Below are 22992 nucleotides of genomic sequence, written 5' to 3' on the forward strand. Positions count from 1 at the left end.
GTGAAGGGAACGGCCGAAGGATTCGGTTAACAGCAGGCAGGATGTTTGCTGGTCAGGATGACACAAGGACCACTTCAGGATGAAGTCAGGGACACCTCCAGGATGGATGAGAGAGTCAGGACAGGAAGTGCTGACGGGTCAGGAGACCGAAGGACCTCTTCAGGACGAAGAATAAAAGGAATATGCTGACGGATTACAGCAATTCAAAGGAATGATGCAGGGAGCACCATAGTAGCGGGAATGCTGCATGCAAGACCTAAGGGCGCGACGCAAGTCGCGCCCGTTCTTTTATGTGTACTCTTCGCCGTGAACCCTGTCTAAACGTGTCAATCTCAATAAATATCTAGCTATTTCCCTCTCCAGAAAATGTTCATCTACGATTGAGTTGCTTTGCAAAATACACGCTATTCATAACGTGAATCTTACTTCAGCCGATTATTAGTTTGCTGATGGTAATTTAGGCAAACTATTCCTCTGATGAAATCGGTTACTGGATATGGCCTACTATGCTTGTGAGAGATCTCTTACATAGGTGTGGGAAAAGGTGGTTTGCCTCTATCTCATATAACTGTACGGTGATAATTAAGTTATTACAATTCAATAGTTTAGACTTGTTGCATATTGGTATTTCATTTTTTTGAGCAAAAATGTAATTTTCACCATGTTGTTTGGAAACGTAAACCGAGTAATATTTCCTCTGTCGAAGGGAAACGGCATAACGGACTAGAAGAAGCTGCAGGATGTGGCTTACCTTAGGATGAGGAGAGCCAGCGCGGATAGCTCGCTCGCCAGGACGGTATTGGACACGACAAGGATTGCGACAGTAGATGGGACATCTGCTGGTCAGGATGACACAAAGGACTCACTTCAGGATGAAGTTAGGGACACCTCTAGGATAGAGGCTTTAAGGATTTACTTCGGGACGAAGTTAGGGACACCTCCAGGTAAGGAAGAGAGAGTCGGAACAGGATGCTTCGACGGGTCAAGGAACTACCGAAGGACAACTCTGGGATGAGAGTAGGGATTACTGTTAAAGGATATAGCATTTTCAAGGATGGATGCAGGGAGCACCTCAGTAGCTGGATTGCTGCATGTAAGACCTAAGGGCGTGACGAAAGTCACGCCCGTTCTTTTATGTGTGCTCTACGCTGAAGATCAGGTTTACAGCACTGTAGGCCCCAGCGAAAATATCTCGCATCTCGCATCTCGCATCTCGCATCTCGCATCTTAATCTATTACCTCTATTCCCCCACTTCTTTGTGCGAGATCTCTTACAAAGCTGTGGGATAAAAGGGAGAAATGTATTGGCTGATGACTCTTCTCTTTGTCTATATTGTTGATTTTTTTGTTTAATTTTGATGGTTGTAGTCGCAGGATGTTTTCATTTTAAGAATATTATCTTCTGCTGTAGTTCATTTCTTACCGGGTTAGCGTAATCTTAATGGTGTCGGAAGGAACTGACGGAACGGAACAGGAAAAAGCCACGGAGTTTGGCAGTCTCAGGAAGAGACCGGTGTATCAGGATGATATATCGAACATGGACTGTGAAGGGAACAGCCGAAGGATTCGGTTAACAGCAGGCAGGATGGTTGCTGGTCAGGATGACACAAGGACCACTTCAGGATGAAGTCAGGGACACCTCCAGGATGGATGAAGAGAGTCAGGACAGGAAGTACTGACGGGTCAGGAGACCGAAGGATCACTTCAGGACGAAGAATAAAAGGAATATGCTGACGGATTACAGCAATTCAAAGGAATGATGCAGGGAGCACCATAGTAGCGGGAATGCTGCATGTAAGACCTAAGGGCGCGACGCAAGTCGCGCCCGTTCTTTTTTGGCTATCCATACCAACCAGTATAAGTATTAACTCATTCCTGCTTAACTTAAGCCATTTTTAATAAGCAATTCTTTGAACCCCATTTATCACTATTGTTACTATTCCGGCATATGATGTGGCGGGACATGGAAATGCATCGCGTGAAAGCCCTTCATTACTACATACCCCTGATAGGCATCTTGTCCGCTTGCAGAAAATTCAAACCAGTATACGGTGTGCCAGCCCCAGTGCCCTTGTTTATCTTTTAGCTTGTGTGAGCCCCGGGCAATGGTTAGCAGTTGTAGCCCCAGGTTATCGCAGCGTTGCTCGATAAAACGCTGGGCAAATTCAGTCTGACGGCGCTGTTGCCAGAACAGGTAGCCTAACAAAGCGAGCGTTAAGATGCCCAGTAAGTTATCCATTTCCTACTTATCCCTTTTGATTAATTATTTGATCAGACTTGCCCACGGGCATGTTGCTGCAGCTTGGTAATGGCCTCAACCAAGGCTGGATCTGCCTGACCGTGCAGTACCTGAAGCATGATCCCACGAAGAATCGGCTGCATAACTAAATCGGCAAAGAGCTGGTTGAACAAGGCCTGGTCTTCGGTTTCTGCCAGGCGTAGCAGAAATTGGCTGGCAAGGTCGGTATCAGCGAGGCCGTTCCAGCAGCGACCGGCGATAGCCACTAGAACCTCAGGGTGACATAGTTTCTGAACAGCAAGTAACTGTTTTAACTGCTGGCTTAGCAGGATACTGTCACTGCCCGATAGTGCGCGGATCAGGGCTGAAATCAGGAATAGGTCAGGCTCTGGTTGGTCGGTCTCGTTTTCAAGGCGTTCCGCGATACGCTGGCTGAGGTTTTCGGGGAGAGTGCAGTGTTCAAGGCAACCTAGCAGAGCATACAGAGGGGGCATTGGCAGGTTCATGAGTGCTTTTCGCAGCAAAGTACTGTTGTTTTCTTGCTTTATACGGGCGCAAACGTCCGCCAGGCCTTGAAGGCCTACGCCTTGCCATTGCTCCCAACCGGTATCGCCCGTTAGGTAATGCTGGGCATGCTCATAATACTGGCTGGCCGGTAGTGAAAGCTGATGGCGCAGAAGGGCATGGAAGATAGCCATTTTGTCGTCATTGGGCTTGAAGGTATATGGGTTTGCCGCTAGTTTTTCCTGCTCTTCTTCTGTTGGAGCACTGTTTAATGTCGCCCCCATTGCTTCAATGACATATTTGATGAAATCGCCTACAGCGGCCTGCTTCAATAAGCCTCGTTCATCAAGTGGCAGGCGAAGGAACCAAATCCAAGGTGGGTTGCCTTGTTGCCAAAAAGAGATAGACAGGTGAGCGTGCTGTTGCAGTGGCCATGGATAGGGTTGACGGTTTTCTTCGACAGCCTTGAATTGGTCAATATCGATTTCGCTGACGCGGCGGCCAAGATCATAGATTTTGTACTGGCAACCAGCGTTATCCAGTAGTTGGGTCAGGGTGTGAAATTTATCCATGGATATTATGCTTACTCTTAAATGATGCCCTGATTATATACCCAAGCGACCTCAAGATGCTTGTTCAGCAAGAATTTATTGGTACCTAAGCAAGGCGCTGATTTGAAAACATAGTTGCTCTACGTTAAAAATCAGCAACACTGCATAGGTACCAATAAAACTTGCCCTTAGGGAGTGAATCAGTGTGCCCATTTCAGTGTCAAATAAGTTTGAAAGGGCTAGCCATTCCAGCACTTATTTTCCTTGAATTGAACACACTGAATTCACTCTGAACTCTGCCTCTTGAGGTCGCTTGGGTATATGGACTCTGCGGCTAAGATGGTATCCTTGCGCGCTTTATTGTTTAGTTTGGTATAAGTAGTTTCTTCTAGGGAGAATGACGATGGATAAATACCATCACACCCAACAATTGCTGGATCGGCTTGAAACCGTCATGCGGGAAGCTGACATCTGGGAGGGCGAGTCACCGGATCCGTCTGCTTTAGCCAGCTCCGAGCCCTTTGCCATAGATACCCTGAGCTGTAGTCAGTGGCTACAGTGGATCTTTATTCCCCAGATGAAGCAGCTGGTAGCACTGAATGCACCGTTGCCGATACATTTTGAAATCTCCCCCTATGTAGAAGAAGCTATGAAAGGCCAATCTGATAATACTGCGGTTTATCGTGTTACCCGCAATTTCGATCACCTGTTCAGAGCAAAATAAACGATGGAATTAGAGATCCTTTATCAAGACCAGTACCTAGTTGCTGTAAACAAGCCTGCCGGAATGCTGGTTCATCGCTCTTGGTTAGATAGCCATGAAACGGTTTTTGTCATGCAGACATTGCGCGACCAGATTGGACAGCATGTCTTTCCCTTGCATCGGTTGGATCGCCCGACTTCCGGTGTACTGCTGTTTGCGCTGTCGAGCGAAATCGCTGCGTTAATGATGCCAAAATTTGCCGGTCGAGATATCCATAAAACGTATCATGCCGTAGTACGCGGCTGGGTAAAAGAAGCGGCGGTTTTAGATTATCCACTCAAAAAGGAACTGGATAAAATTGCGGATAAAAATGCCGCGGAAGAACAGGAGGCTCAAGAGGCAGTAACGGCATACCAGCCCGTTGCGACTGTCGAAACCGATATTCCTGTCGGTCGCTATGCAACCAGCCGCTATAGCTTGGTGGAAATGAAACCAGAAACTGGCCGCAAGCATCAATTACGTCGTCATATGCACCATTTAAGCCACCATATCATCGGAGATGTAAACCATGGTGATGGTCGTCATAACCGTATGTTCAGGGACAACTATGAGTGCCGTCGTTTGATGTTGCATGCCTCTCGCCTGCAGCTTGAGCACCCTGTTACCGGTGAGGAGCTTGATATTAGAGCCTGTACCGATGAAGCCTGGAATCGGGTGATGGTAGCATTTGACTGGTCTGTGGCACTGATGGCGTCCAAAACCTAACAGTCAGAATTTAATGGGCGACATCGCGTAATCAGTGACTTTTATTTGCATCAGGCCAGACAACCAGCCACATTAGTTGAAGGAATACATAATGGCAGCGAGGCCGGAAGCGATGGCAAAGGTAGGTGTTTTTGTAGGATCGGTATACGGAGGGGCAGAGGACGTCGCTCAGGAAGTCGTAGAGCTGCTGATTGTCAGGGGGCATGTGGCGCAGCTGTTTCTTGAACCGCAGATAGAGGATTTTCTCGACTACCAAAATGATGCTGCGCTGGTGATCACCTCGACGACGGGGCAGGGCGAGATCCCTGATAACTTATTGCCGCTTTACCAAGCATTGAATGAGCAGTTTCCATTGCTGACAGGGTTGGAATACGGTGTGATTTCGATGGGTGACTCAAGCTACGGCGAGGAACGATATTGTGGAGCTGGACGTCAGTTTGATGAGCTGCTGGTGCAACTTCAGGCAAAGCCTGTCAATGAACGCCTGGATATTGATGCCTGTGTTAACTTTGATGCGCAAGAAGTTGTTATGCCTTGGCTAGAGCAGTTTATTGAGCGAGTCGCTTAAGCTTTTAATCGATAAACCTCAAAATTAACTCTGCCTGTCATCGGCACTCCTGAGGTTACGGTCAGGAGTGCAAGTCAGGATTATTTTAATTTTTCCAAATCGGCCTCGATCTCGGCAATTTTATGGGTAACGACCTGCTCAAGGTGTCGTAAATCTTTCAGTATTTTCTTCTTAACATCAACGTCCGTATGCTTTTTATTGGTTAGCTGATCAAGCTCATCAATCACAAAGGTCAGGTTACGGTTGATTTCAGTGATTTCTTTATATTCACGGTTGCCGCTGTTAACGACGACTGATTTCCGCTGGCGCGGAAACTTGAATTTGACACTTTTGGCAAAGAGCTCGCCTTTTTGCTTGGCAAAATACACTTTCAGAATGTCGTTGGTTGCTTCCTGGCGCAGGCTGTAACGCTCGATGGTTTCCGGATTTTCAATACCGATACTGGTGAGGTTTGGGTACATAGAGGGGCCTCATTCTTATGGACTGTTGTGTTAAAGAATGTAGCAATTACAGACGACAGCGTCCTGATGTAGCACTTAATGTGTGGGCGAGATCGAGATTCCCCCGAGCCAGTGGTAAGTGGCTAGGGGATCTTGATAGCTGGGGAAAGCTGGTGAGTGATTTGAATGATTATTTAGCGGCGTTGAGCCGAGTAATCAGGGCATCTTTGAGTTGCAGCTGTTGCTCTTCACTGAGCTGGGCCCCGTCCTCGTTGACCAAGATAAAGAAGTCTTCAGCCCTTTCGCCAATCGTGGTGATTTTAGCTGCCTGCAAGATCACTTTTTGCCGGGCAAAAACCGAACCGACACGAGCGAGCAGGCCCGGCATATCAAGGGCAATCAATTCCATCATGGTTTTCTTCCCCGTTTTGGTCGGTAGAAAATTAACTTTGGTTTTGACATGGAAATGAAGCAACTTACGTGGTGCGCGCTTTTTCTTGCGTTCTGACTTCATTTGGGTCAAGGCACTTACCAGCGCCCGGCGTACGGTATTATGACGGTTTTCATTCAGTGCCTTGCCGGTCGGATCCAGTACTATAAAGGTATCGAGGGCATAGCCATCTTTGCTATTCATGATTTGGGCGTCGTGGACACTGAGGTTCTTTTTGTCCAGCTCCGAGACTACAAGCGCAAATAGCTTGGTCTTGTCCTTGCTATAAACAAAGACCTCGGTACCTCCGCGAGTCGCTTTCTTGCTCAGCAAGATTAATGGCTTGTCAGGATCTTCATGGGTCAGGATTGCTTCGGCATGCCAGGCTATCTGCTTGTGGGTGTGGCGCAGGAAATAATCAGCCTTGAAGCGTTGCCACAAGACTTCGATTTCACGTGGGGCAAAACCCTGGCTACGCAGAAGCGCAGATGCCATTTGCTGGTTATGGCGGATCCGCTCACGGACATCCGGCGGATTTTCCAGCCCGCGGCGAAGGGCTTTTTGCGTCGAGTAATAGAGCTCGGCCAGCAGGGTACGCTTCCAGCTATTCCATAGCTCCTGGTTGGTTGCACAGATATCGGCAACGGTGAGGCAGATCAGATAATCAAGTCGCTCCTCGTCCCGCACCTGCATGGCAAAATCAGTGACAACTTCAGGATCGTATATATCACGGCGCTGGGCTGTGACTGACATCAGCAGATGCTTGTTGACCAGCCATTTGACCAAATTGGCTTCGGGACGGGAGAGACCATGCTGGATACAGAAATCATAGGCTTCAATACCGCCGAGCTCGGAGTGGTCGCCACCGCGTCCCTTGGCGATATCATGGAAGATCGCAGCCAGAAGCAGGATCTCTTTTTTGGCGATCCTCGGATACACCTCGCAGCAGATCGGATGGCGTTGACGGTTGTCCGGATCGCTAAACTTGTTGAGGTTTTTGAGCAACCGGACACTGTGTTCATCAACGGTATAAACGTGGAACAGGTCGAACTGCATCTGGCCTACGATCTGGCTCCATTGGGGAAGGTAAGCAGATAACACACCGTGTCGGTGCATCAGGCGAAATGCCCTTTGCAGGGCGTTGGGCTCGCGAACCAGCTCCATGAATTTTTCCCGTGCTTCGGGGATATCGACCAAAAAACGGTTCAGGCGTCGTCGGGCCGTTCGAAGCTGGCGCAAAGTCGGGGCTGCAATTCCTTCAATCTCGGCGTTTCGTGCAACATGCAGGCACATATCGAGAATAGTTTCAGGCCGAGCCTGAAACAAGGCGGGCTTGGTCGCTTCGATGAGGTGGCCTCGAAGCTGAAAGTCGTCATCTAAGGGGATTGCATCTGTGATCTGTCCTTTGTTAATAATGGCCTGATCAAATAGTTGCAATAACATTTTGTTGAGTTCCAATACTCGGCGCAGGGTCCGGTAGAACTCCTTCATCATCATCTCTACCGGACGGTTCCCCTCGCCGGTATAGCCTAGCTTTTCGGCAACCGAGGCCTGATGCTCGAAGGTCAGGCGATTATCGTAACGTCGGAGCTCGCTGTGCAGGGCAAAGCGAATACGCCACAGTGAGTCTTGGCATTCGACCAGCTCACGGTATTCGGCATCGGTCAAAAAGCCAAAACGACTCATTTCCAGCAGGCTGGTGGCCCCAAAATGACGCCGGGCAACCCAGCTCAGAGTATGGATGTCGCGCAGTCCGCCGGGGCTGGATTTGATATCCGGTTCGAGGTTATAGGTGGTGTCGTGGTAGCGGGCATGGCGAACCTTTTGTTCTTCCAGCTTCGCCTGGTAAAACGCTTCACTTGGCCAAAACTTGCCGGAATTAATTTTTTCTTCCAGGTACTGAAAAGTATCAGGATTGCCACACAGCAGGCGTGATTCCTGTAAGTTGGTAGCGACTGTCAAGTCTTCAAGACCGATTTCAAAACAGTCGTCAATGGTACGAACGCTATGGCCCACCTCCAGCTTGAGATCCCACAGGAAAGTAAGGAATTCGCTGACCGTCCTGCCTGTCGACTCGTCCAGCCGATGCTCGCTGAGTAGCAAAATATCGACATCGGAAAGCGGATGGAGCTCGCCCCGGCCATATCCGCCTACGGCAATCAGTGCTAGCTCGCGGTGTTTATCGAGGCTGTAATGCAGCCATAATCGCTGTAACAGACTATCGATAAAACCAGCACGGGATTCTACCAGTTCGGTGATTGGCGTGTGATTGGCGAACAGCTGTTTCTGCTGTGTAGTAAATTGCTCAAGCTCACTGCGCAAGGCTTCTTGTGAGAGGGGCTCAGGGGGGATTTGTTCAGAGGCTGAGGAAGTATCTATCATCGCAGTCCGTGCTATGTTATGAGTCGTATTTCTACTACTATAACCGCAACGGAACAAAAAACCGACCTGATGGCCGGTTTTTCAAGGTTATCTGATGTTAGTTGTGCATATGGCGAGGAATACTCTCTTCCTTGCGCAGGGTCAGCACTTCGCAGCCAGTATCGGTGACCAGTAGGGTGTGCTCCCATTGGGCCGATTTCTTGCCGTCTACCGTGTAAACTGTCCAGCCATCGTTATCATCGACATCACAGCCAAACTTGCCGGCATTGATCATTGGTTCGATAGTGAAGCACATACCCGCCTTCAGGACAGTTCGGTCGTTGTTTTTGTAGTGAACGACCTGCGGTTCCTCGTGGAACTCGTTACCAATACCGTGACCGCAGAAATCTTTCACTATCGAGAAGCGGCTGTTGCCGTTTTTGATGAATTTCTGGATAGTTGTACCGATTTCGCCCAATTTGGCACCAGGTTTTACCTTTTTCATTGCATGATAAAGGCTCTCTTGCGCGACGCGGCATAGACGCTTGTCTTCCAGCGATACCTCGCCGATTTCGAACATCTTGGAGGTGTCACCGTGGTAGCCGTCTTTGATGACAGTGATATCAATATTGATGATATCTCCGTCTTTCAGAATTGCTGGCTTATTGTACTTACCGTTAACGGCCTCGTCCTGCTCGGCAGGGATACCATGGCAGATTACATGGTTGATAGATGTACAGATTGATTTTGGGAAACCATGATAATTGAGCGGTGCGGGAACGGCACCTTGCTCGTTGGTAATATACTCATGACAGAGACGATCCAGCTCTTCGGTCGTCACACCGGCTTTTACGTGCTGTTCGATCATTTCCAGCACATCGGCAGCCAAACGGCCAGCAATGCGCATTTTTTCAATTTCATCAGCCGTTTTTATCTTGATGCTCATCCAATCTTCTCTACGTTGACTGTTTTCTATTGGTTATATGTTAACAGTGAGGACGCTGGATGGAAACCAAGTTTGGCAGCCTCAACTATAATTAGGCTAGATTTTGGTTGGTAAAATATGGTATAAAGCGCGCCGTAATTAGCTAACTTGTGTTTCGACCCTGCTGGTTTAAATTACACATACTTTATATTAATCACTCACACATATCGGCACGTTCTCCGGGGTGCTCATCAGTCTTTCGCGAGGCTGCAGGTTTGCAGTAATGCAAATCATGGGTCGGTAGAATGGGATATGTGGACGCCTAACCCCATAGAGGAATATTCAATGGCAACTGTATCAATGCGCGACATGCTTAAGGCTGGTGTTCACTTCGGTCACCAAACTCGTTACTGGAACCCAAAAATGAAGCCATTCATTTTTGGTGCTCGTAACAAGGTACATATCATCAACCTTGAGAAAACTGTACCAATGTTCAACGACGCTCTTGCTGAAATCAACAAGATTTCTGCTCGCAAGGGTAAAGTTCTTTTTGTTGGTACTAAGCGTGCAGCCAGCGAATCAATTAAAGAAGCTGCGATTAACTGTGATCAGTTCTACGTGAACAACCGCTGGTTGGGCGGCATGTTGACTAACTGGAAAACTGTTCGCCAGTCAATCAAGCGTCTAAAAGACCTAGAAGTTCAGTCTACTGACGGTACTTTCGACAAGCTAACCAAGAAAGAAGCGCTAATGCGTACTCGTGAAATGGAGAAGCTTGAGAAGTCACTTGGCGGTATCAAGAACATGGGTGGCCTTCCAGACGCAATGTTCGTAATCGATGCTGATCACGAGCACATTGCTATTAAAGAAGCTAACAACCTGGGTATCCCAGTATTTGCAGTAGTAGATACTAACTCTAACCCAGACGGCGTTGATTTCATTGTTCCTGGTAACGATGATGCAATCCGTTCTATTCAGCTTTACACTGGTGCTGTAGCACAAACTGTAACTGAAGCACGTAACCAAGACATCGTTGTTCAAGCTGAGCAAGATGGTTTCGTAGCTGAAGCTGAATAATAGCCAGCTCCTTTAGAGCATCTTAAGTTACCTTGTGTAAGCTAAGTATGGTTACCAGGGGCCTATATCGGCCCCTGATTTTTATACCAAGTATTCAAAACTGAGGATATAACAATGGCAACAGTTACAGCTGCCCTAGTTAAAGAACTGCGTGAGCGTACTGCCGCAGGCATGATGGAATGTAAAAAAGCGCTTGTTGAAGCGAACGCTGACATTGAGCTAGCGATCGAAAACATGCGTAAGAGTGGCGCTGCTAAGGCTGCTAAAAAAGCAGGTAACGTTGCTGCTGAAGGCACGATCCTAATCAAAGATGCAGACGGTGTTGCTGCTCTTCTTGAAGTTAACTGCCAAACTGACTTCGTAGCAAAAGATGCGGGCTTCCTAGCATTTGCTAACCAAGTTCTTGACGCTGCACTTGCAGAGCGTCTAGATATTGCTGCTCTTCAAGCTAAGTTTGAAGAGACTCGTATCGCTCTAGTTGCTAAAATCGGTGAGAACATCAGCATCCGTCGTGTTGAGTTCATCGAAGGCGCTAAAGTTGGTTCTTACCGTCACGGCGACCGTATCGGTGTTGTTGTTGCTGGTGAAGCAGACGAAGAAACTATTAAGCACGTTGCAATGCACGTTGCAGCGTCTAAGCCTGAGTTCGTTAACCCAGAAGACGTACCAGCAGACGTAGTTGAGAAAGAAAAAGCAATTCAAGTTGCTATCGCTGTTGAATCTGGCAAGCCACAAGAGATTGCAGAGAAAATGGTTGTTGGTCGCATGAAGAAGTTCACTGGCGAAGTTTCTCTAACTGGCCAGGCGTTCATCATGGACCCTTCTCAAACTGTTGGCGCAATGCTTAAAGCTAAAGGCGCAACAGTAACTAACTTCATTCGCCTAGAAGTGGGTGAAGGTATCGAGAAAGCTCAAGAAATGAGCTTCGCTGAAGAAGTTGCAGCTGTTCAGAAGGGTTAATCCTTCTTGAAACGAACTCCAAAGACCGTAGCCAAGGCTGCGGTCTTTTTACAACTCCATATCTCTATTTGTAAGCCTGGAAGGTAAACCTAATGACCACAAATCCTAAACCGACCTATCAACGAATTTTGCTGAAACTCAGTGGTGAAGCACTGCAGGGCGACGAAGGTTTTGGTATTGATGCGCAAGTTCTTGACCGTATGGCTCAGGAAATCAAAGAACTTATTGAGCTAGGTGTGCAAGTTGGCCTGGTTATCGGTGGTGGTAACCTATTCCGTGGTGCTGGCCTTGCAGAAGCAGGTATGAACCGAGTTGTGGGCGATCACATGGGTATGCTAGCAACTGTGATGAATGGCCTGGCGATGCGTGATGCGTTGCACCGTGCCTATGTGAACGCTCGAGTGATGTCTGCAATTCCGCTAAACGGCGTGTGTGACAACTACAACTGGGCTGATGCGATCAGCCAGCTACGCCAGGGCCGCGTAGTCATTTTCTCCGCTGGTACGGGTAACCCGTTCTTTACTACTGATTCTGCAGCTTGCCTTCGCGGTATCGAAATCGAAGCTGACGTGGTACTGAAAGCGACAAAAGTTGACGGTGTATTCACAGATGATCCAGTTAAAAACCCAGAAGCTGTTCTTTATGATAAGCTTGGTTACAATGACGTTCTTGATAAAGAACTGAAAGTGATGGACTTAGCGGCATTTACACTTGCTCGTGACCACGGCATGCCAATTCGTGTCTTTAACATGAATAAGCCAGGCTCACTGCGCCGTGTGGTAATGGGTGAGCAAGAAGGCACCTTGATCTCGAACGGCCAAGCTTCTATCAAGTAAGTTCTGTCGACTCATTCCGAACGGGAGCGTAGGCGCTCCCGCGATTACCGAATCATTAAGGGTATTAATCGTGATTGATGCAATTAAACAAGATGCGCAAGAGCGCATGGGCAAAAGCGTTGAAGCGCTGAAAAACCAATTGGCTAAAGTACGTACGGGTCGTGCTCATCCGAGCTTGCTTGATACTATCTACGTAGAGTATTACGGTGCCAACACGCCGCTTAAGCAGCTGGCAAACGTTGTTGCTGAAGACTCACGTACACTGGCAATCACAGTGTTTGATAAAGAGCTGACGCAGAAAGTCGAAAAAGCGATCATGATGTCTGACTTGGGCCTAAACCCAATGTCTGCGGGTACGGTTATCCGTGTTCCATTGCCGCCGCTGACGGAAGAGCGTCGTCGCGATCTGGTTAAGATTGTTCGTGCAGAAGCTGAGCAGGGCCGCGTTGCTATCCGTAACATTCGTCGTGATGCGAACGCTGATGTTAAAGCGTTGCTGAAAGAGAAAGAAATTTCAGAAGATGACGATCGTCGCGCGCAAGATGAAATTCAAAAGCTTACAGATGCAGCGGTTAAAAATATTGATGCTGTTCTTGAAGTGAAAGAAAAAGAGCTAATGGAAGTATAAGGCGCTAAGTGCCTATATTAGCTTTACCAGGTTTGAGGCGCTGTGCGTGCAGCACGGCGCTTTTTTTTTGAGGGAGATGTATGGCAGAGCATACAATCGAAACTGCACTTTCTGCTGATAGTTTGCCTAAGCATATTGCTGTCATCATGGATGGCAATGGTCGCTGGGCTAAAGCAAAGGGCAAAGCTCGAGTGTTTGGCCATAAGGCTGGCGTAGAAGCCGTACGTAAGACTGTCTCGACGGCAAGTCGCCTCGGTATTCAGGTGGTGACACTTTTCGCCTTCAGTAGCGAAAACTGGCGTCGCCCGGAAGATGAGGTGTCATTGTTGATGGAGCTCTTCATGACGGTGTTAGGTCGCGAAGTGAAACGTCTGCACAAGAACAATATACGGTTACGGATCATTGGCGATACTACCCGTTTCAGCCAACGGTTGCAGAAGAAAATAACTGAAGCTGAGTCGCTGACTGCCAGTAATACCGGTATGGTGCTGAATATCGCAGCTAACTATGGTGGCCAGTGGGATATTTTGCAGGCGACTAAGCGCCTGGCCCATCAAGTTGCCGAGCAGGGGCTGACGGCCGAGGATATTACCGAAGATATGCTGGCGCAAGGTTTGTCGACGTCAGGTTTACCTGAAGTAGACCTGCTGATCCGTACCAGTGGCGAATGCCGCATCAGTAACTTCATGTTATGGCAGATGGCGTATGCCGAGCTGTACTTTACCGAGCAGCACTGGCCTGATTTTGACGAGCAAAGCCTGGCGAATGCCGTTGCATGGTATGTCAACCGTGAGCGCCGCTTTGGATGCACTGGCGAGCAGGTGCAGGCTTTATTACAACAATAGTAGCAATAGACAGACAGCAACATAGAAATGCTAAGTCGTTACTAACATATAATGAAAAACGAGAGGACGCAGCTTGCTTAAGCAACGTATTATTACCGCACTAATCCTCGCGCCGTTAGTAATAGCAGGGATCTTTTTTTTACCTTTCCCTGCTTTTGTTTTCGCTGTAGCCGCGATTACCATGGTCGGTTTTTGGGAATGGACACAATTTGTTGATACGAAGTCGCGCTTAGGCGCGATGTTGGTACCCGCTATTGCTTTGGGGGCATCAATTATCATTATGCCGACGGATGTGGCAACCTTGTCCGTTCTGGCTCCGTCGCATCAGTATATGTTGCTGGTTGGCGGGATCTGGTGGCTGGTCGCTTCTATGTTAGCAGTGACTTACCCTTCTAGTTCAGCGCTCTGGTCCAAATCCACATCTTTGAAATATCTTTTTGGCCTACTGACCCTGATCCCCTTCTTCTGGAGTATCTTGATGCTCCGCGCCGTCAATTATACCGAATCGCCTTATCATGGTGCCCAGCTGGTGATGCTGGTTTGCTTCTTGGTATGGTCGGCTGATACGGGCGCTTATTTCTCAGGCAAACGCTTCGGCAAGCATAAGATGGCACCGGCCGTGAGTCCGAACAAGACGATCGAAGGCCTTGTCGGTGGTGCTGTGCTGGCTGTATTAGTTACCTGGGGGGGCGCAGCCCTGATGGACATTCCTTTTGTCAGCCTGGGTAGCTTGTTGGTGATTGCAATAGTTACGGTGGTTGCTTCTGTACTTGGTGACTTGGTTGAGAGTATGTTCAAGCGCGCCTCTGGCATTAAAGACAGCGGTAGTATCCTCCCCGGACACGGCGGGATTCTTGACCGTATTGACAGCTTGACGGCCGCCCTTCCTGTTTTTGCTTTGCTCTACCTCTGGCTAGTATGATATAGCCAGTTTTTGCTGTGTGATGTCAGCCATAATGAAAGAGTGCTTACTCATCGTATGAGCCGCTTGGCAATGGTTAACAAACGAGCAAACTTGTCCAACAGGGCAAATAAGATCTTAGCGGATCCCTGTTTTACTGAGCTGCCAATTATGGGCGGCTCTTCACGGCTGAAGAAAGTGATTTTATGCGTAAGTTAGCGATTCTTGGTGCGACGGGCTCTATCGGGAGCAGTACGTTGGCGGTTGCGGCACAAAGTCCGCATTTGTTCGAAGTAGTTGCACTGGCCGCAGGTTCGAATAGCCAAAAAATGTTCGAGTTATGCCTGCAATGGAAGCCGAAGTATGTCGCAATGGCGTCTGAATCAGCGGCAGCAGAGCTAAGTGTAGTACTGAAGCAGCATAATATTCCGACAGAGGTTCTTGCTGGTGCCTCTGGAATGAGTCAGATAGCAGCTCTTGATGAAGTTGATACTGTCATGGCTGCCATTGTCGGTGCGGCTGGTTTGCTGCCTACCATGGCTGCGGTAAAAGCGGGCAAGCGCATTTTGCTGGCAAACAAGGAAGCCCTGGTTATGTCTGGGCAGATGTTCATAGACGCCTGTCAGCAGTATGGTGCCGAACTATTGCCGGTAGACAGTGAGCACAATGCTATATTTCAGAGTCTGCCTGCAGAGATCCAGCGCGCGATGGGCCATTGTGATCTGGAAAAGCACGGGATCAGAAAGATTTTACTAACAGGTTCTGGTGGCCCGTTTCGTTATAGCGATGTGGCTGAGCTTGCCGCAGTGACACCTGAAATGGCCATTGCCCACCCAAACTGGTCGATGGGGCCAAAGATTTCCGTTGATTCAGCCACAATGATGAATAAGGGGCTGGAGTATATCGAGGCACGTTGGCTATTCAATGCCTCTCGCGAGCAAATGGACGTGATCATCCACCCGCAGTCAGTTATCCACTCTATGGTTCAATACAAAGATGGCTCGGTGCTGGCGCAGATGGGGCTGCCTGATATGAGAACGCCTATTGCCTGCGCGATGTCCTATCCTGAAAGAGTAGATGCTGGTGTGGCACCGCTAGATTTTAGCAAAGTGGGTGAGTTTACTTTCTTGCAGCCTGATTTTAAGCGGTATCCTTGCCTGAAACTGGCTATGGAAGCGTGTTATGCCGGACAGGCTGCAACGACGGCCTTAAATGCAGCCAATGAAGAAGCAGTGGCTGCTTTTTTGAATAATCAGCTAAGGTTTACCGATATCGCACAAGTGACTACCCAGGTTCTCGATCTAGCGCAAATGACCGAGCCGACTGACTTGGAAAGTGTCATTGAGCTGGATAGAATGGCTCGTTTTTTAGCGCAGGAAGTGATTAGAAAGGTATCTGTATGATGGGAATATTGTGGAACCTAGGGGCATTTTTACTCGCTCTGGGGATATTAATTGCCGTTCATGAGTTTGGTCACTTCTGGGTAGCCCGTCGTTGCGGAGTATTTGTCGAACGTTTTTCGATTGGTTTCGGCAAGGCCTTATGGCGTAAGGTGGGTAAGGACGGTACCGAATATACGTTGGCTATGATCCCGTTGGGCGGTTATGTCAAAATGCTCGATGAACGTGTTGATGATGTACCTGAAGAGAAAAAGAATCAGGCCTTCAACAACAAGGCGCTATGGCAGCGCAGTGCCATTGTAGCAGCTGGTCCGTTTGCTAACTTCCTTTTTGCAGTCTTTGCCTATTGGGTTGTCTACTTGATTGGGGTACCGGCTGTGCGCCCGGTGATTGGTGACATTGCTCCGCAATCTATTGCTGCAGAAGCAGGAATTAGCAATGGGATGGAACTAAAATCTATTTCAGGAATCCAAATCGCTGATTGGGAATCCGTTAATATGGCGATGATTTCTCATATCGGTGACGAAGAGATGGTCGTCACTGTCACCGAGCCTGATACTGAGTACGAAGTGCAGCGTATACTTGATCTAACGAACTGGTCGTTTGACCCGGACGAAGAGCGGGTACTGACATCTTTGGGCATTGCACCTTACTCACCGGCAATTACACTCGTGATCTCACAACTTGTTGATGATGGCGCAGCAATAGCGGCCGGTTTGAGGTTAAATGACGAAATTGTAGCAATCAATGCTACTCCGGTAACTGAGTGGCAGCAGGTCGTTGATGCGATACGTTCCCATCCTTCTCAGGCTCTTGGCATGGAAGTGCTACGTGAGGGGGAGATGGTATTGCTTACGCTCACGCCAGAGTCGAAAACACAGCGTGACGGTGACGTTATCGGCTACGCCGGTTTTGCGCCGAAGGTTGAGCCTTGGCCGGAATCATACCGGATTAATTTGCAATATGGCCCCGTTGAAGCTGTTGGCAAGGCTGCAGAAAAAACGTGGCAGCTGGTTACTCTAACGTTTGATATGGTAACTAAGTTGGTTACGGGTGATGTTGCAATCAAAAATCTAAGTGGCCCGATCTCGATAGCTAAAGGTGCTGGGATGACCGCCGATTATGGGGTGGTGTATTTCCTAGGCTTTCTGGCCTTGATCAGTGTGAACTTAGGTATTGTTAATTTGTTACCGCTGCCAGTGCTAGATGGTGGACACTTGATGTTCTTCGCCATTGAAGCGGTAACTCGTCGTCCTGTTTCTGAACGTGTTCAGGATATAGGCTACAGAGTGGGATCAGCCATTTTGGTTGCGTTAATGGCCGTAGCGCTATTCAATGATTTTACCCGCCTTTAATAAGTGCGTTTTTAGCAAGGAATAATCAGAACACTAATGGCGATGAAAAAACTGTTGGTCGCATCACTTTTACTCGGTAGTAGTGTTGCGCAGAGCGCGGAACAATTTGTAGTTGATGATATTCGTTTCGAAGGCTTGCAGCGCGTTACGCTGGGTGCGGCATTGTTGAAAATGCCGGTCCGAGTGGGTGACGATGTTGATGAGCGTGATGTTTCGGAAATGATTCAGGCGCTTTTTGCTTCTGGAAATTTTGAAGATATTAAAGTCTACCGTGATAGAAATACGCTGTTAATTAAAGTCCTTGAGCGTCCGACTATTGCCAATATCACCTTCTCTGGCAACAAAGCTATCAAGGAAGAGCAGCTTAAAGAAAATCTTGATGCTTCGCGGATCAGTATTGGTGAAGCATTAGATCGTACGACTCTGAGCAAGATAGAAAAAGGGCTTGAAGACTTCTATTATAGCGTCGGTAAATATAATGCGACGGTAAAGGCGGTTGTTACTCCGCTGCCGCGAAATCGTGCTGACCTGAAGTTTGTCTTTACCGAGGGTGTCTCGGCCAAAATCCAGCAAATCAACTTTATCGGTAATGACGTTTTTTCCGATGAAGAGCTTCAAGATAAATTCAACCTGCAGGCGGAAGTACCTTGGTGGAATTTCCTGGCTGATGAAAAGTATCAGAAGCAGGTGCTTGCTGGTGATTTGGAAACGCTGCGCTCCAAGTATTTGAACAGCGGTTACCTCAAGTACAAGCTTGATGCGACCCAGGTAGCTATTTCGCCGGACAAGAAAGGCGTGTATATCACACTGAAAGTCGATGAAGGTGAGCAGTACAGCGTGAAGGACGTGAAGTTCCGCGGTGAGCTGGTCGGCAAGGTCGATGATCTGGAGAGTTTGGTTACAATCAGTGCCGGTGAAGTCTACAACGGTGCAAAAGTCACGGCGTTGGAAGAAGCGGTTAAGCGTAAGCTGGGTGAACTCGGTTATGCCTACCCGCAAGTAACCACGATTCCTGATTTTGATGATGAAAACCAGCAGGTGGCATTGACTGTCAATGTGGATCCGGGCAAGCGTATCTATGTGCGAAATATTTCGTTCTCAGGCAATACCTCGACTAAAGACGAAGTGCTGCGCCGTGAGATGCGTCAAATGGAAGGCGGCTGGCTAAACTCGAAATCAATCGAGCGTGGCAAAGAGCGTCTAAACCGTACCGGTTTCTTTGAAAACGTCGATGTCCAGACAGTACGAGTTCCGGGCACTGATGATCAGGTAGATATTAAGTACAACGTCAAAGAGGCCAATGCCGGCAACATTAATTTCGGTGTGGGCTATGGTACGGAATCCGGTATTAGCTTCCAGGCTGGGATCCAGCAGGATAACTTCCTCGGTACCGGCAATCGCTTTGGTATCAATGCGATGATGAATGACTACCAGAAGAACGTCAGCCTGGAGTACCGCGACCCGTACTTTACTCTCGATGGCATCAGCCTCGGCGGTAAGATCTACTACAACGAGTTCGAAGCCTCGGATGCTAACATCTCTGATTATACCAACCAGAGCTACGGGACCAGCCTGACATGGGGTTTCCCGTTCGATGAACTTAACTTTTTCGAGTTTGGCCTAGGTTATGATCATAATAAGATCTCAAATACCCAGGAATATGCTCAGATTGAGAAGTTCAAGGCGATTCATGGTTTTGACCGCGGCGACAACGTGATTGAACTTGATGATTTCGACTGGTCGGTATCTTGGACCCGTAATAACCTTAACCGTGGTTACTTCCCGACGGCAGGTAATCATCAGCGCGCCTCGTTCCGGATGACGATCCCTGGTTCGGATGCCCAGTATTTCAAGGCGCAGTATGATGTCCGTCAGTACTTCCCGCTCAACGAAGGGCATGACTTCAGCCTATTGCTCCGCGGTAAGCTGGGTTACGGTAATGGCTATGGCACAACAGACAACGGCAGTGATCAGTTGCTGCCGTTCTATGAAAACTTCTATGCTGGTGGCTTCTCGACCCTGCGTGGTTTCCGCTCCAATACCGTTGGTCCGAAAGCCGTGTATGTCGGAGGCTGTGAAGCTGGCGGGATCGGTGGTGGTGGCAATAACGACTGTGCTACAGGTACTGATGACGCCGCCGGTGGTAATGCTACAGCCTTGGCTAGTGCTGAGCTGATTGTTCCGACGCCGTTTGCTTCGGATGAAGTCCGTAACCAAATTCGAACCAGCATCTTTGTTGATGCCGGTACAGTGTGGGATACGGAATATGATGTAACCAGTGGTGACGGCAGGTACTTGAATGACTATTCCGATCCGTCATTGATCCGTGCGTCATATGGTGCCGCCCTACAGTGGATGTCACCGATGGGGCCGCTCGTATTCTCGGTTGCTCGTCCGATCAAGAAATACGATGGTGATGATGAAGAGTTCTTTACCTTCACTATTGGACGAACATTCTAAAATTTGAGGAGATACTTTTTGAAACAGTGGATTAAAGCGGCAAGTCTTAGCCTGGTGATTCTTTCTTCATCGATGTATGCGAATGCCGCGGAAGCAGCACAAAAAGTTGGCTATGTCGCAACTGGTCAGGCTATGGCTCAGCTGGCAAAACGGTATAATGTGGCCGAAAAACTGCGTGGTGAATTTAAAGATCGCATTGACGAACTTCGCGGTATTGAAAGTCGCATGAAAACCAAAGTGGACAAGATGAAGCGTGATGGTGAGCTGATGAGCTCAAGCGATCGCACTAAGCTACAGCGTGAGATGGCTTCACTAGAGTCAAATTACAAACTGAAAGCTAAAGCTTTGCAGGAAGATCAACGCCGTCGTGGTGCAGAAGAAGAGCAAAAGCTGGTGCAAAAAATTCGTAAGGCTATCCAGGACGTCGCTAAGCGCGAAGGCTATGACATTATCCTAGATGCGAACGCTGTACTTCATGCTAGCCCGAAAGATGACTTGTCCTCCAAGGTGATCTCTGCAGTTAAATAAACGGTAATTATTCAGCTTTGCTGGTACCTATCTAGCTAGGCCGAGTCGAAGGTGTATGATTGACTTTGTTGCAGTCTGCACTTTCGTCTTGCTGTATAGCGCTGGTACTTGATGCTGAACAACTACAAAGAAATAAGGTAAATAATGGCTGGAATTACTCTTGCTGAAATAGCAGCTAAACTGGGTGCAGAGCTACGCGGAGATGGCACTGTAGTTATTGAGTCTATTGCTGGTATGGAGCAGGCTGGGGAAGGACAGATCACGTTCTTGTCTAGCAGTAAATATCGCAAGCATCTTGCACAGTGCAAGGCATCGGCCGTGATGCTGAAAGAGGGCGATGTGTCTTTCTTTGAAGGCAATACACTGGTAATGCAAGACCCGTACTTGGGTTATGCGCTGATCGCTCAGTTATTAGATACCACCCCTGTAGCAGCTACTGACATTGCACCATCGGCGTATATTGCCGACGATGCGGTTATCGGTGAGGGGGTCGCTATCGGCCATAATGCAGTGATTGAATCCGGCGCTCAGCTGGGCGATAACGTGCAAATTGGCGCTGGCTGCTTTATTGGCAAAAATGCGGTTATTGGTGCCGATACTAAATTATGGGCCAACGTTACCATTTACCACAATGTCGTGCTGGGTGAGCAGTGTTTGGTTCAATCCAGTACTGTTATTGGTGCTGACGGATTCGGATATGCGAATGACAAAGGTGAGTGGGTGAAGATCCCACAACTAGGATCTGTTCGAATCGGTAACCGCGTTGAGATCGGCGCGTGTACTACAATTGACCGCGGCGCATTGGACGATACGATTATCGAAGACAATGTGATCATCGATAACCAAATGCAAATCGCCCATAATGTACAAATCGGATATGGTACAGCGATGGCGGGTGGTACTATTGTTGCAGGTAGTACCAAGATTGGTAAGTACTGTATTATCGGCGGCGCATCAGTGCTCAATGGCCACATAGAGATAGCTGATGGCGTAACGATTACTGGTATGGGAATGGTGATGCGTAGCATCGAGGAGAAAGGTATGTTCTCCTCCGGTATCCCATTACAGCCAAACCGCGAGTGGCGCAAAACGGCTGCTCGGGTAATGAAAATAGACGAGATGAACAAGCGTCTTAAAACCGTTGAAAAGAAATTGGAAGAAAACAGCTAATTGCTGCCAATTTCATCGCTGAAACAGGCCTGCACACCGTGTAGGCCGTTTTGCGTTAAAATCATACCGTATTTTTAAATCTTATTTAGACAGGAATTCAGTTTTGACTAGCGAGAACAAAACGCTAAATATCACAGAGATTCAAGAGCTTCTTCCACACCGTTATCCGTTTCTAATGATTGATCGTGTAACTGACTACGAAGAAGGTAAAACGCTTAGCGCGATTAAGAATGTATCTGTGAACGAACCTCAATTTACCGGTCATTTTCCAAAGATGCCGATTTTTCCTGGAGTGATGATTCTCGAGGCAATGGCCCAGGCGACAGGCCTGCTGGCATTTAAGACCTTTGGTGCTCCAGCCGAAAACGAGCTGTATTATTTTGCTAGTATTGATAATGCAAAATTTCGTAAGCCGGTAGTTCCGGGTGATCAGATGGTCATCGAAGTAGAATTTCTGAAAGAGCGTCGTGGTATTGCTATGTTCAATGGTGTAGCAAAAGTTGACGGCGGTGTGGTTTGCTCTGCTGAGCTAAAATGCGCAAGACGAGAGTTCTAATGATTCACGAAACGGCACATATTCACCCTTCAGCGATTATTGAGGAAGGGGTTAAGATTGGCGCGAATGTAAAGATTGGCCCATTCAGTTATATCGGTGCAGACGTCGAAATCGGTGAAGGTACCGAAATCATGTCTCATGTAGTGGTCAAAGGCCCGACAACAATTGGCCGCGATAACCGAATTTTTCAGTTCGCGTCCATTGGTGAAGAGTGCCAGGACCTGAAATACGCAGGTGAGCCGACCCGTTTGGAAATCGGCGACCGTAATACAATCCGTGAAAGCGTACAGATGCACCGTGGTACCGTTCAAGATAACGGCATCACCAAAGTGGGCAGTGACAACCTGTTTATGGTTAATGTTCATGTTGCTCATGACTGTGTGATAGGTGATCGCTGCATCTTTGCCAACAATGCAACGTTGGCAGGTCACGTTACTATCGGTGATCACGCTATCATTGGTGGCATCACGGCTATTCACCAGTTTTGCACAATCGGTGCACACTGTATGCTGGGCGGTGGTTCCATCGTGGTTCAGGATGTGCCTCCATATGTGATGGCGCAGGGTAACCACTGTGCACCGTTTGGTATTAATGTCGAAGGCCTGAAACGACGCGGTTTCGAGAAACCTGAAATTCGTGCTATTCGTGCTGTGTACAAAGAGTTGTACCGCTCAGGCAAAACATTGGCTGAAGCGAAGCCGGTAATTGAAGAGATGGCCAAAGAGCATAAAGCTGTAGGGCTGTTTACTGAGTTCTTCGAAGACTCAACACGCGGTATCATTCGCTAATT

21 protein-coding genes are annotated in these 22992 nt (G+C 48.2%); 16 read left to right on the plus strand and 5 right to left on the minus strand.

The window, feature by feature from the left end:
• Positions 1–1936: 1936 nt before the first annotated feature.
• Positions 1937–2239, minus strand: a complete 303-nt coding sequence (locus EDI28_RS22140; protein WP_128786058.1) for a DUF3301 domain-containing protein — start codon at positions 2237–2239, stop codon at positions 1937–1939.
• A 32-nt stretch (positions 2240–2271) separates the two neighbouring features.
• The gene (locus tag EDI28_RS22145) at positions 2272–3315 is read right to left on the minus strand and encodes a DUF3549 family protein (RefSeq protein ID WP_164918610.1); all 1044 of its coding nucleotides are present in this window, start codon (positions 3313–3315) and stop codon (positions 2272–2274) included.
• A 382-nt stretch (positions 3316–3697) separates the two neighbouring features.
• Between EDI28_RS22145 and EDI28_RS22150 the strand changes: the two genes are divergently transcribed.
• The 3 genes from EDI28_RS22150 (at position 3698) to EDI28_RS22160 (ending at position 5330) form a co-directional block, all read left to right on the plus strand.
• A complete protein-coding gene (locus EDI28_RS22150; RefSeq protein WP_128786060.1) occupies positions 3698–4018 on the plus strand; it encodes a YqcC family protein in 321 nt (106 codons plus the stop codon).
• A gap of 3 nt (positions 4019–4021) precedes the next feature.
• A complete protein-coding gene (gene truC, locus EDI28_RS22155; RefSeq protein WP_128786061.1) occupies positions 4022–4762 on the plus strand; it encodes a tRNA pseudouridine(65) synthase TruC in 741 nt (246 codons plus the stop codon).
• 91 nt (positions 4763–4853) lie between these two features.
• Positions 4854–5330, plus strand: coding sequence for a flavodoxin (locus EDI28_RS22160; protein WP_233353492.1), 477 nt, complete (start codon positions 4854–4856; stop codon positions 5328–5330).
• A gap of 80 nt (positions 5331–5410) precedes the next feature.
• On the opposite strand, the gene EDI28_RS22165 is transcribed toward EDI28_RS22160, so the two are convergent.
• The 3 genes from EDI28_RS22165 to map all read right to left on the minus strand — a co-directional run bounded on the left by EDI28_RS22165 (position 5411) and on the right by map (position 9507).
• Positions 5411–5791 carry a DUF3461 family protein gene (locus EDI28_RS22165; RefSeq protein ID WP_128786062.1) on the minus strand — a complete coding sequence of 127 codons (381 nt, stop codon included), beginning with the start codon at positions 5789–5791 and terminating at the stop codon, positions 5411–5413.
• 169 nt (positions 5792–5960) lie between these two features.
• Positions 5961–8582 (minus strand): bifunctional uridylyltransferase/uridylyl-removing protein GlnD, encoded by a 2622-nt coding sequence (gene glnD / locus EDI28_RS22170; protein ID WP_128786063.1) that lies wholly within the window; start codon positions 8580–8582, stop codon positions 5961–5963.
• Between the two features lie 97 nt (positions 8583–8679).
• Positions 8680–9507 carry a type I methionyl aminopeptidase gene (gene map, locus EDI28_RS22175; protein WP_128786064.1) on the minus strand — a complete coding sequence of 276 codons (828 nt, stop codon included), beginning with the start codon at positions 9505–9507 and terminating at the stop codon, positions 8680–8682.
• A gap of 324 nt (positions 9508–9831) precedes the next feature.
• Here map and rpsB point away from each other — a divergent pair, with 324 nt between their 5' ends.
• From rpsB to lpxA, 13 genes are all read left to right on the plus strand, one after another.
• Entirely contained in the window at positions 9832–10563 is a 732-nt protein-coding gene (gene rpsB, locus EDI28_RS22180; protein ID WP_128786065.1) for a 30S ribosomal protein S2, read from the plus strand.
• 114 nt (positions 10564–10677) lie between these two features.
• Complete coding sequence (tsf, locus tag EDI28_RS22185) at positions 10678–11523, plus strand: translation elongation factor Ts (protein ID WP_128786066.1); 846 nt, start codon at positions 10678–10680, stop codon at positions 11521–11523.
• 92 nt (positions 11524–11615) lie between these two features.
• Positions 11616–12359: a UMP kinase gene (gene pyrH, locus EDI28_RS22190; RefSeq protein ID WP_128786067.1), complete on the plus strand. Its 744-nt coding sequence runs from the start codon at positions 11616–11618 to the stop codon at positions 12357–12359.
• 70 nt (positions 12360–12429) lie between these two features.
• Entirely contained in the window at positions 12430–12987 is a 558-nt protein-coding gene (gene frr / locus EDI28_RS22195; protein ID WP_128786068.1) for a ribosome recycling factor, read from the plus strand.
• Between the two features lie 80 nt (positions 12988–13067).
• Positions 13068–13832 (plus strand): undecaprenyl pyrophosphate synthase, encoded by a 765-nt coding sequence (uppS, locus tag EDI28_RS22200; protein WP_128786069.1) that lies wholly within the window; start codon positions 13068–13070, stop codon positions 13830–13832.
• Between the two features lie 73 nt (positions 13833–13905).
• Positions 13906–14754, plus strand: coding sequence for a phosphatidate cytidylyltransferase (locus EDI28_RS22205; protein ID WP_128786070.1), 849 nt, complete (start codon positions 13906–13908; stop codon positions 14752–14754).
• A gap of 185 nt (positions 14755–14939) precedes the next feature.
• Positions 14940–16136, plus strand: a complete 1197-nt coding sequence (gene ispC, locus EDI28_RS22210; protein WP_128786071.1) for a 1-deoxy-D-xylulose-5-phosphate reductoisomerase — start codon at positions 14940–14942, stop codon at positions 16134–16136.
• On the plus strand, positions 16133–17488 hold the full coding sequence (gene rseP / locus EDI28_RS22215) for a sigma E protease regulator RseP (RefSeq protein WP_128786072.1): 1356 nt from the start codon (positions 16133–16135) through the stop codon (positions 17486–17488). The genes ispC and rseP overlap by 4 nt, the downstream gene beginning before the upstream one ends.
• A gap of 36 nt (positions 17489–17524) precedes the next feature.
• Entirely contained in the window at positions 17525–19948 is a 2424-nt protein-coding gene (gene bamA, locus EDI28_RS22220) for an outer membrane protein assembly factor BamA (RefSeq protein ID WP_128786073.1), read from the plus strand.
• Between the two features lie 18 nt (positions 19949–19966).
• Entirely contained in the window at positions 19967–20476 is a 510-nt protein-coding gene (locus EDI28_RS22225) for an OmpH family outer membrane protein (RefSeq protein ID WP_128786074.1), read from the plus strand.
• 144 nt (positions 20477–20620) lie between these two features.
• Positions 20621–21646: a UDP-3-O-(3-hydroxymyristoyl)glucosamine N-acyltransferase gene (gene lpxD / locus EDI28_RS22230; protein WP_128786075.1), complete on the plus strand. Its 1026-nt coding sequence runs from the start codon at positions 20621–20623 to the stop codon at positions 21644–21646.
• 103 nt (positions 21647–21749) lie between these two features.
• A complete protein-coding gene (fabZ, locus tag EDI28_RS22235) occupies positions 21750–22202 on the plus strand; it encodes a 3-hydroxyacyl-ACP dehydratase FabZ (protein WP_128786076.1) in 453 nt (150 codons plus the stop codon).
• Complete coding sequence (gene lpxA / locus EDI28_RS22240; RefSeq protein ID WP_128786077.1) at positions 22202–22990, plus strand: acyl-ACP--UDP-N-acetylglucosamine O-acyltransferase; 789 nt, start codon at positions 22202–22204, stop codon at positions 22988–22990. Before fabZ ends, lpxA begins: the two co-directional genes overlap by 1 nt.
• Positions 22991–22992: the final 2 nt, after the last annotated feature.

The organism is Photobacterium chitinilyticum, assembly GCF_004104355.1.
Taxonomy (GTDB): Bacteria; Pseudomonadota; Gammaproteobacteria; order Enterobacterales; family Vibrionaceae; genus Photobacterium; species Photobacterium chitinilyticum.

What these genes read in the sequence shown, in the direction of transcription:
- EDI28_RS22140 (WP_128786058.1), bottom strand. Translation starts at nt 2,239, where the DNA reads ATGGATAACTTACTGGGCATCTTAACGCTCGCTTTGTTAGGCTACCTG.
- EDI28_RS22145 (WP_164918610.1), bottom strand. Translation starts at nt 3,315, where the DNA reads ATGGATAAATTTCACACCCTGACCCAACTACTGGATAACGCTGGTTGC.
- EDI28_RS22150 (WP_128786060.1), top strand. Translation starts at nt 3,698, where the DNA reads ATGGATAAATACCATCACACCCAACAATTGCTGGATCGGCTTGAAACC.
- truC (WP_128786061.1), top strand. Translation starts at nt 4,022, where the DNA reads ATGGAATTAGAGATCCTTTATCAAGACCAGTACCTAGTTGCTGTAAAC.
- EDI28_RS22160 (WP_233353492.1), top strand. Translation starts at nt 4,854, where the DNA reads ATGGCAGCGAGGCCGGAAGCGATGGCAAAGGTAGGTGTTTTTGTAGGA.
- EDI28_RS22165 (WP_128786062.1), bottom strand. Translation starts at nt 5,791, where the DNA reads ATGTACCCAAACCTCACCAGTATCGGTATTGAAAATCCGGAAACCATC.
- glnD (WP_128786063.1), bottom strand. Translation starts at nt 8,582, where the DNA reads ATGATAGATACTTCCTCAGCCTCTGAACAAATCCCCCCTGAGCCCCTC.
- map (WP_128786064.1), bottom strand. Translation starts at nt 9,507, where the DNA reads ATGAGCATCAAGATAAAAACGGCTGATGAAATTGAAAAAATGCGCATT.
- rpsB (WP_128786065.1), top strand. Translation starts at nt 9,832, where the DNA reads ATGGCAACTGTATCAATGCGCGACATGCTTAAGGCTGGTGTTCACTTC.
- tsf (WP_128786066.1), top strand. Translation starts at nt 10,678, where the DNA reads ATGGCAACAGTTACAGCTGCCCTAGTTAAAGAACTGCGTGAGCGTACT.
- pyrH (WP_128786067.1), top strand. Translation starts at nt 11,616, where the DNA reads ATGACCACAAATCCTAAACCGACCTATCAACGAATTTTGCTGAAACTC.
- uppS (WP_128786069.1), top strand. Translation starts at nt 13,068, where the DNA reads ATGGCAGAGCATACAATCGAAACTGCACTTTCTGCTGATAGTTTGCCT.
- ispC (WP_128786071.1), top strand. Translation starts at nt 14,940, where the DNA reads ATGCGTAAGTTAGCGATTCTTGGTGCGACGGGCTCTATCGGGAGCAGT.
- rseP (WP_128786072.1), top strand. Translation starts at nt 16,133, where the DNA reads ATGATGGGAATATTGTGGAACCTAGGGGCATTTTTACTCGCTCTGGGG.
- bamA (WP_128786073.1), top strand. Translation starts at nt 17,525, where the DNA reads ATGGCGATGAAAAAACTGTTGGTCGCATCACTTTTACTCGGTAGTAGT.
- lpxD (WP_128786075.1), top strand. Translation starts at nt 20,621, where the DNA reads ATGGCTGGAATTACTCTTGCTGAAATAGCAGCTAAACTGGGTGCAGAG.
- lpxA (WP_128786077.1), top strand. Translation starts at nt 22,202, where the DNA reads ATGATTCACGAAACGGCACATATTCACCCTTCAGCGATTATTGAGGAA.